This window comes from Bacillus solimangrovi, from assembly GCF_001742425.1.
Lineage (GTDB): Bacteria > Bacillota > Bacilli > Bacillales > Bacillaceae_N > Bacillus_AV > Bacillus_AV solimangrovi.
This window is the reverse complement of record NZ_MJEH01000050.1, coordinates 1-7,481: the sequence shown is the minus strand read 5'-3', so window position 1 is coordinate 7,481 and position 7,481 is coordinate 1. Positions and strand designations below refer to the sequence as shown.

The 7,481-nt window shown below is 34.8% G+C and carries 6 protein-coding genes; 2 read left to right on the top strand and 4 right to left on the bottom strand.

Translation table 11 applies throughout. From position 1 onward, the window contains the following. Nucleotides 1–178 precede the first annotated feature (178 nt). The 3 genes from BFG57_RS14770 to BFG57_RS14760 all read right to left on the bottom strand — a co-directional run bounded on the left by BFG57_RS14770 (nt 179) and on the right by BFG57_RS14760 (nt 2,675). Nucleotides 179–754 (bottom strand): hypothetical protein, encoded by a 576-nt coding sequence (locus tag BFG57_RS14770; protein ID WP_069718269.1) that lies wholly within the window; start codon nt 752–754, stop codon nt 179–181. Nucleotides 755–1,082: 328 nt separating this feature from the next. Further along, nucleotides 1,083–2,042 (bottom strand): metal-dependent hydrolase, encoded by a 960-nt coding sequence (locus tag BFG57_RS14765; RefSeq protein ID WP_069718268.1) that lies wholly within the window; start codon nt 2,040–2,042, stop codon nt 1,083–1,085. A gap of 48 nt (nt 2,043–2,090) precedes the next feature. After that, the gene (locus tag BFG57_RS14760) at nt 2,091–2,675 is read right to left on the bottom strand and encodes a hypothetical protein (RefSeq protein WP_069718267.1); all 585 of its coding nucleotides are present in this window, start codon (nt 2,673–2,675) and stop codon (nt 2,091–2,093) included. A gap of 611 nt (nt 2,676–3,286) precedes the next feature. On the opposite strand from BFG57_RS14760, the gene BFG57_RS14755 reads away from it, so the two are divergent. After that, complete coding sequence (locus BFG57_RS14755; RefSeq protein WP_069718266.1) at nt 3,287–3,937, top strand: ArsR/SmtB family transcription factor; 651 nt, start codon at nt 3,287–3,289, stop codon at nt 3,935–3,937. 152 nt (nt 3,938–4,089) lie between these two features. Beyond that, nucleotides 4,090–5,364: an MFS transporter gene (locus BFG57_RS14750; protein WP_069718265.1), complete on the top strand. Its 1,275-nt coding sequence runs from the start codon at nt 4,090–4,092 to the stop codon at nt 5,362–5,364. A gap of 75 nt (nt 5,365–5,439) precedes the next feature. Here BFG57_RS14750 and BFG57_RS14745 read toward each other — a convergent pair. Continuing rightward, a partial coding sequence (locus tag BFG57_RS14745; RefSeq protein ID WP_139125159.1) for a carbohydrate-binding protein occupies nt 5,440–7,481 on the bottom strand: 2,042 nt, incomplete at its 5' end.

Genomic DNA, 7,481 nt, shown 5'->3' with positions numbered 1-7,481 from the left:
AAGCTAAAAAGGTTAATGATTTAAATATTTTTAACTAAACGATTGTCTATTAATTTGAAGAATACATTATCACCTATGCCAAAGCCAATTGAATCAGGATATATAATTAATCCTCATGTATATCTCACCATATGAATGAACGAGCTGAGATGACATATCTATAAACGGAAGTTCCACCTTAGTTATATTGCATTATTACTGTAGAACTATCGTTACTTTCATAAGCTACTTTAATTTCTTTTTCAATGACTTCGAATACTCTGGAATAAACTCCTTGTACGTTATCTCGTTGTATTTCATTGTCTATATATGAATAGGGCAAGCTCCAAGAACGAAAACTTTCTCCTCCTTCTTCATATAATAATCCAGATATAAAATAATATGTATCATTAACCTTTTTAGCTTCTACTTCATAAGACGCAGGGTTTTGAAAATCTTGAAAAGGTATGGTGTATGCCTTTGATCCTACAAAAAAGTATGGAACCTTTTTCTCCTTATACATTTTGACGTATTTTTCATTTGCAGCATCAGATAAATGGTCTTCCATAATAAATACTGCATCATATACGTCAAGATTGGCATGATACAATTCATTTAAAGATAATTTATTAAAGGTTATATTGTCCTCTCTAATATTAGGTAGTTCACCAACAACGGCAATTTTTAAAGACACGCCTTCATAGAGCTCTTCGACATTACTCGTTTGACAAGCACTCAAAAAAAATAACATCAATGTTAAAGATATGAATAGCATTTTATTTGATTTAATAATAGATACCCCCCCTTAATCCTTTATACACAAATATTACGCTACGCTATCCTGCTTCAATAGAAATATTGTTTTCACCCTAAACATACCATTAATTACCATTAAATAACATGTAATTCATCTTATTTATTTGTAAAGTAAAAAAAGGGAAGCAAAAAAAAGTAGCCCCGAGGACAAATTTATTCCTGGGCTACTTGACGTTTTAGTTTATTAAGATTGCTAGACTCTATAAAATTTGAAGTAAGGTAGGCTGTGAAAAAGTTAGTCTACCTTACTACTGTAACTCTATGAGTAAAAACCGACTCTCGTTATGTTACATTTTTGAGTTCATATTGTTATTCAGAATTTCTTCTTTTTTCTCTTCTGACACTTCTTCTAAATTCTGTGTTTTTTGATTTAGTTTATAGACATACATTCGTTCAAACTCTACATCATCAAAATCAATAACATCATAATGTCCGTTTTCAATGAACACGTAATTAGTCGTTATATAATAAATATCATTATTAAGGTTAATTTCCTTTAATAAGTGATTTATATTACTATGAGTAATCACATTTCGCTTCAATTCACATTTTTCAAACAACGATGCTCTTCCCTCTACAATAAGGTTTCCATCTCTTACTTCATAACTCCACTGTTCATCTTGGAATGGGGTAACACTTATCGGTTCAATTGTAATTTCGGCATTTGGGAATTCCTCTATTAATTCATTCTGTACTTGAAATTTTGAGAAACTCATAAGACCAGCATAAGAAGCAAATACAACAATTCCCATTATCACGATGTTTAACGCCGTTTTCTTGCTCATTTTCTTAAATGTTAATAGCGATACTAGCAGTGTAAAAGGAATAATAATAATAGCGTCGTGTCCAGTAAAAATATTTAGTCCAACAACATCTTCTGTAAAAATTGGATAGAACAAAGCTAATCCATTATCAAAAAAGTCCATTGCTAGATGTCCGAATAATACTGATGAAAACATTGCAAACCACAGAAAACCTAATGTTAATTGAGAACGGAAAAAGAGTTTTGCAATTATAGCTATTAATAAACTTAAACTAGGCACTATCAAAAAGGAATGCCCCAGTTGGTAAAGTTGCCCTGATACTAATAGTGGTATATCAGGACTTAACGCTGCTGAAAATCCAAAAAATAATAACAACACCCTTTTACTTCGTGAGAGTTCTTTATTCATACTAATTAAATAGGCTACAAATGCTCCTATCGCCCCGTGATAACCAAATTCTGCAATTATAGTAAAAATATCCATAGAATCTTTTTACCTCCTATTTCTACTAAAAATATATTCTTTCACTTATTAAGAATTTTTATATATTAATTTATTGTCTTTTGAAAAGCCTTCTATTAAAACTGGTTCTTGAATATATTCCCTCGTATAGAAGAATTTATAACCGTTATAATTTAAGTACTCTATGTTTTTGTTTGAACCGTTGATTGATACACTGTCTATTTTCTCATCCGTAATCATGCCAATAAATATTTGAAGCTTCCGTTGGTACTCTGCTTCGTCGGGCGACGTTCCTTCAGGAATTTCTGATTGACGTGAAAACCAATATATTTCTTTTTCTAAATCATTAATATTTGCAATCAGGGAACTCATTAAACTACGTCCATTTTCAGATGTATAGAAATGAACATTTCCCGTAGTATCTGTAACAAGATTTAAATTTATATTTTCATCTATTTTTAAGATCTTCAACGTTTCTTCTTCCATAGAATAAGGATGATACCTTCCGTTTTCAAAGTTATAAAAGGATATGTCTCCATTTTCGTCATCGTCGACAGATGGTAGTAATGCTAATGCGTAAATCGACATACTTAAAGATGTGATAATTAGTATTTTCATAATTAGAGATAATGTTTTTTTCTCTTTCTTACTCATAACAGATTCCTCCTATTTAATGCTCTTCCAAACAATTGAAAAGATATAGTTTTTTTCTATAGTAATTCATAAATGTTCTTTCTTATTTCCAAATGAATACGGCAACACCTAACACCTCTAAACGCTAAAATCCGCTTAATATTTCCAACGATGTAAGCGATACTGTTATCTTCTAACTTTAATCGACAACTAAACGATAATAGGGTTTCCCAATAATCTTCATTTTGAATTTTCTCTATCGTTTATCCACTGATTCAATCCATGGTAAATCTCCTCTTCTTACAATTCTCTTCATTCCTTCAATTGTTCTTTGTGTTTCCTTATAGTTCATAAGTCCATATGAATCATAAAGATCTTTTTTACTTTCTTTCAATGTCTAATTACAATCATATAAACTAATTCTTAACTTTCAGCTAGCATAAAAATAAAGAATTTCTTAAGATAATCTTAATTTTTATAGAATCTTTTCACATACTGTAGCTATATTTTGTGTATGAATAATATCGTTGTTTAAGAAACTCATTATGTTGAAGTAATTGACAAAAAGCATGTTTAGCAATTAAAATTCAACTATTCAATAAATTAATTGAATAGTTGAGAGGAAGTTTAATATGGTTAATGAACGAAATTTAAAGGATTTATTATATCAAGAGTACGCAAGATTAGGGAAAAGCTTATCGAGCCCTAAACGATTAGAAATTCTTGACCTTCTATCACAAGGTCCTAAAAGTGTTGATGCTTTATCCAAAAGTACAACAATGTCAGTTGCTAATGTATCTCAACACTTGAAAACGCTATTAAATTCAAGGTTAGTTAAGTATAAAAAAGAAGGTAACTACGTCATTTATGAACTAGCTGATGAAATCATTTCTGATTTTTTGAACTCGATGCATGCATTAGCAGAAAAGCAATATATGCAAGTCCAACAAATAAAAGAAGAGTTTTTAAATAACCAACTTGGCATAGAGGGAATAACTCTTTCAGAACTTAAAGATCGAATGAATAAAGGTGAGGTTTTACTGTTGGATGTAAGACCGAAAGAAGAATATGAAAAGGCACATATTCCTGGTGCTGTTTCTCTTCCTATAGAAGAATTGGAAGACAAACTTTCATCTTTGCCAACCGATTGTAATGTAGTTGCTTATTGCAGAGGACCTTATTGTTTAATGTCAGCAAAAGCAGTTGAAACTCTAAAGGCAAAAGGTATTAATGCATTTCGATTGGAAGATGGTGTTAAAGAATGGCAACAATTAATGAAATAATAAATTGTTGAAATTATTAAGGTTAGATGAACATGTTTAAAATCGAGATTACTAGATAAAACATCTTCGTGTCTGATTTCTTATTAAGGTTGTTAAAGGATGACATAAAGGTTACGTTTTATCATCGTGATCAATAAAGAAGGTGTTTATAAGTGCTCGCTAAAGAACAAGACTCATTCGAGAGTTACATCGATTCACCAGAACAGTTACAAGCCTTATATAGACGAGTGTTGTTCGTTGTGAGCTTATCACAAATATTTGGTGGAGCAGGACTTGCAGCAGGAGTTACCGTAGGGGCTCTATTGGCTCAACAAATGCTCGGAACTGATGCTTATGCAGGAATTCCAGTAGCATTAATTACGTTTGGGTCAGCAGGATCTGCTTTTATCGTAGGTAAGCTTTCACAACAATATGGACGTCGGACAGGGTTATCGACAGGATTTATCGTAGGTGGACTCGGAGCTATTGGAGTTGTCATCGCTGCGATGATGAATAGTGTGATTCTTTTATTTGCTTCCCTCTTATTTTATGGAGCAGGAACTGCAACAAACCTACAAGCTCGTTATGCTGGGACTGATTTAGCAAATAGTAAACAGCGCGCAACAGCTATTAGTACGACAATGGTTATGACAACTTTCGGTGCTGTTGCAGGTCCAAATTTAGTAGAAATCATGGGGGAATTTGCTCTATTAATTGGTATTCCACAACTTGCAGGTCCATTTATTTTATCAGCTGCAGCATTTACTTTAGCAGGGCTTGTACTCTTCATTATGCTACGCCCCGATCCATTAGAGATTGCAAACAAGATAGCTGCTTATGAACAAGAAGATGGTCGCAGAAAAAATAGAGATTCTGTTCATAAAACAATGAATAAAAGAGGTCTTGCAGTCGGTGCAACAGTTATGGTTCTAACTCAGATTGTCATGGTTGCCATTATGACAATGACACCCGTGCATATGAAAAACCATGGTCACGGTTTAGCTGAAGTAGGCTTAGTTATCGGATTTCATATTGGTGCGATGTATCTGCCTTCACTAATAACAGGGATTCTCGTTGATAAAATTGGTCGAACAGCAATGAGCATAGCATCAGGTATTACATTGTTACTGGCTGGCTTATTAGCAGCATTCGCACCAACTGATTCAATGGTTCTATTAATAATCGCTCTTTCCTTACTTGGATTAGGATGGAACTTCGGATTAATAAGTGGTACTGCTCAAATCGTTGATTCTACTGAGCCATCAACACGTGCGAAAACTCAAGGATCACTGGATGTTCTGATTGCATTAGCAGGAGCTTCTGGTGGTGCACTTTCAGGAATGGTAGTAGCAAATTCAAGTTACGTTACATTATCTTTGAGCGGAGGACTACTATCCTTAATTCTTATACCTGTTGTCATTTGGGCTCGTCGAGGTAGAGAAAAATAAAATAAACGTTGAAAAGCCTTGTTACACGTTTATGTAACAAGGCTTTTATTTTAAAACTAATAACAAACATCTATTTTATTTCGTATACTCATACCACTGAGAATCGTATGCTAATTGTCCTTTTGCATACGTGTAGAAGAAGTCAATTGAATCCCCTTCTTTAACCCCTTTTACAGTATACTCCCATTTCTCACCGTTCTTCGTTGCTCTAACATTTTGTTGACCACCATCATTTACTTTGTAATGTAGGTCTACAAATGAAGCTGGTACTTGTGCTGGGTTGAAAATAAACGTAACGTTCGTTGAATCATCCTTCACGATCTCAACTGTATAATCATCCGCTTCAATCATACTGTTCTGATTATCATTTGTTGGTTCATCAATCGTTGGATCTGTCGGTTGTTCTGTATTTGGTTGTTCAGGTTGTTCATTCGTTGATTCTTTCGAGAAGCTTAACCAATTCAAGTTTCCAATACCTTGTTGTGTTTCACCTTTGAAGACAACATACAAATCATGAATACCTGTTGCGTTTGAAATTGCAGCTGTATTTGTCGCCCAATTTTGCCATCCGCCTGTATTCGTGATATCAACAGTACCGATTAATTGTCCGTTCTTACTGTCAAGTCTTAACTCCATTGCTCCGCCTGCTGTTTGGCTAGCGACTCTTGCTGCTACTTCTGTTGCTCCACTTCCAAAATCAACATCGTTAAAGACTAAGTAATCTTCATTATCAATCCAGCCTACGTTTAGACCACCACCAACATCAGTCGTTGCTTCTGTTTCAATGCCACTCATAGCTGTATATTGCTCTGCTTCGATTTTGTCAAACGCATTGATAGTTGGTTGTTCATTAGGTTGTTCGTTCGGTTCTTCAATAGGTTCTTCAATAGGTTCTGATATTTCGTTCTGAACGAATTTCAACCAATTCAAATTCCCAATTCCCTCTTGCGTTTCACCTTTGAAGACGACGTATAGGTCATGGATGCCTGTTGTATTTGAGATAGTTGCTGTTTTTGTTTCCCACTCTTGCCAGCCACCTGTATTTGTAAGGTCGACAGTACCAATTAATTGTCCGTCCTTACCATCAAGTCTTAGCTCAATTGTTCCACCTGCTGTTTGGCTAGCGATTCTTGCTGCTACTTCTGTTGCCCCACTACCAAAATCAACATCATTAAAGACTAAGTAATCTTCATTATCAAGATAACCTACATTTAAACCGCCACCAACATCACTCGTTTGTTCTGTTTGAACACCACTCATAGATGTATATTGTTCTGCTTCGATCTTTTCAAAAGCATCAAATCCTGATTGACCATTAGGATTCTCGTTCGGTTCTTCTGTAGGTTGTTCAATTGGATCGCTTGAACCGTTACTAACACTATATTCATGTGGTTGAACCGTTACTTTCACACCATCAGAGAATGTGACAGTTTTCACTGAATTCGTCATGTTGTAGACAACATACGTTTTCACGTTGTCTTTCGTAAAGACTGCATGTATTGGATAATCCGCTGTGATTGTAGGATCAGCATTTCCTAATGCGTTCAAATTGTGAATCCAATGATACGTGTTAGCCTTCGAGTTTCCACCTTCAGGGACAAATGCATTTTCTCTTGCATTAAACTGCCTGATCGCATCTTCAGGATTCTCGATTGCTCGGTACATCCAAATGATATCTTCCCAAGCATCCCAATTCTCGCCACCATTTTCAGATACTAACGCGTCATAATTACGTTTCGTATAGTCTGGATATTGTGTTAAGTAAAGTGATGCACCTGTAATTGGTAACCAGTTAATCCCATGAATCTCTTCTGGGTTATTCGTCCACCATACTGCATCACCAACTGTTTTTCCACCCCAAACCATACTTGCTGTCTCACGTGTAAAACCTGGGTCGTGATTTTCACCTGTTACATCAAACCAATATTCATTAATCGCATTCATTTCAGTTGTAAACAAATAGATGCCTAGATCACGGAGCTCCTTATTGTCTGTAGCTTCACCCCATAGAATGATACCAGCCCATGCATTCATCGCTTCAGATGATGATTCATTGTTATTACCATCAAAGAATTTTGCATGACCAGATGCCCACGTATGACCCGCATACATATCAA

What these genes read in the sequence shown, in the direction of transcription:
- BFG57_RS14765 (WP_069718268.1), bottom strand. Translation starts at nt 2,042, where the DNA reads ATGGATATTTTTACTATAATTGCAGAATTTGGTTATCACGGGGCGATA.
- BFG57_RS14770 (WP_069718269.1), bottom strand. Translation starts at nt 754, where the DNA reads ATGCTATTCATATCTTTAACATTGATGTTATTTTTTTTGAGTGCTTGT.
- BFG57_RS14760 (WP_069718267.1), bottom strand. Translation starts at nt 2,675, where the DNA reads ATGAGTAAGAAAGAGAAAAAAACATTATCTCTAATTATGAAAATACTA.
- BFG57_RS14755 (WP_069718266.1), top strand. Translation starts at nt 3,287, where the DNA reads ATGGTTAATGAACGAAATTTAAAGGATTTATTATATCAAGAGTACGCA.